General features: G+C 45.2%; 2 protein-coding genes. One reads left to right on the top strand and one right to left on the bottom strand.

The window, feature by feature from the left end; translation table 11 throughout:
• Window positions 1-1,048: D-alanyl-D-alanine carboxypeptidase/D-alanyl-D-alanine-endopeptidase (gene dacB, locus R8O70_RS25050; RefSeq protein ID WP_318184442.1), on the top strand; the 1,048-nt coding region annotated here is incomplete at its 5' end.
• On the opposite strand, the gene R8O70_RS25045 is transcribed toward dacB, so the two are convergent.
• Window positions 1,027-1,524, bottom strand: a 498-nt coding sequence (locus R8O70_RS25045) for a magnesium transporter (RefSeq protein ID WP_318184441.1), incomplete at its 5' end; no start/stop codon positions are given. The two genes, dacB and R8O70_RS25045, sit on opposite strands and share 22 nt — an antisense overlap.

The following is a 1,524-nucleotide window of genomic DNA, read 5'->3' as shown; positions in this document are numbered from 1 at the left end:
ATGGCTCGATAACAGCGCATTCACTGGTTATAACCGTGCGGTGGGCTGGCCGTGGGACATTCTGGGGGTTTGCTACAGCGCTCCGGCTTCTAGCATTACACTCAACAACAACTGTGTCCAAGCTTCTATCTATACACAAAAAGATGGCGGGACTCGAGTCTATGTGCCAGAGCATCAACCTATTCGTGTTAAAAGTTCGGTCGAGACCGTTTCTAAGACGATTCAAAAGAGCCGCCATTGCGATTTAGACCTGCTTGCTAACCCAGACAATCGCTACGAATTAAAAGGATGCTTAATCGAACGAGAAAAGCCGCTGCCTCTCAAATTTGCGGTTCAAGATCCTGAACGTTATACCAGTCAAAATATCAGTACGTTACTCAAGCAATTAGGTATTGAGCTCAAAGGCAAAATTAAGATTGGTTCAGCGCCACAGAAACAACGTAAATTGATGGCATTACATCAATCAAAGCCGCTATCCGATTTACTTGATGACATGCTCAAGCATTCTGACAATTTGATCGCAGACACATTAACGAAAACATTGGGTGCGAAATTTTTTGTTCAACCCGGAAGTTTTACCAATGGTACAGAAGCGATCAAACAGATCATTTTCGCCAACACTGGCATCGATATCCGTAACGCACGCTTGGAAGATGGATCGGGCCTTTCAAGAAACAACCGTATTTCTGCGACCAAAATGGCGGAAATCCTACGTTATATCTGGAAAAACGAAAAAACACTGAAGCTGATTGCCATCATGCCTAAATCAGGCGAATCGGGTACGCTGCAATACCGCCAAAGCATGCGGAATGCCCCAATCAAAGGTCAACTGATTGCCAAGAGTGGTTCATTATACGGAACCTACAACATGGCGGGTTATGGTTTAGATAAAAATGGCCAGCCGAATACTATTTTCGTCCAGTTTGTCTCAGACTACTTCCCAGAAAAAAGGGACGATAACAAACCTGTCATCGCCCCTATTACGCATTTTGAGCAGTTATTTTACCGTGACATCGTGAATTTTAGTCAGGCGATACCTAAGAAGTAATTCACCACAGTAAAGTAAATCCACATACCTGATATATCAACGATTGATGCAAGCACAGGGCTCACCAATACGGCTGGGTCTAGCTTGCAAGCACGGGCAATTATTGGCAACAAACCGCCAAGCGTTGTGGAAATTGAGACTTGAATAAACAAAGCAACGGCGATTGCAAGTGCGATGTCTGTCAGTTCAAAGCCCCCTGTAGATTGGCCGGCACTAAAAAGCATAATGCGTCCAACCATAACTATTGCGATCGCTAATGCGAGACACAGCGCTACGCGACTTTCTTTCCAAAGTACTGCTAACCACTGACGCTTTTTAAGCTCACCTGTGGCCAATGCACGAATGACCAATGTGGCCGCTTGAGTACCCGTATTACCACCAGCCGCCGCAATCACCGGCATGTACACTGCAAGTAAAACCAGTTGGCTCAATGTATCTTCATACTGAGCAATAATCAGCCCAGAAACGATCCCCAA

It is taken from the genome of Vibrio sp. 779(2023) (assembly GCF_033344285.1).
In the GTDB taxonomy this organism is placed as follows: Bacteria; Pseudomonadota; Gammaproteobacteria; order Enterobacterales; family Vibrionaceae; genus Vibrio; species Vibrio alginolyticus.
Note: the sequence above shows the minus strand (reverse complement) of the source record. Positions and strands in the feature narration are given on the sequence as shown.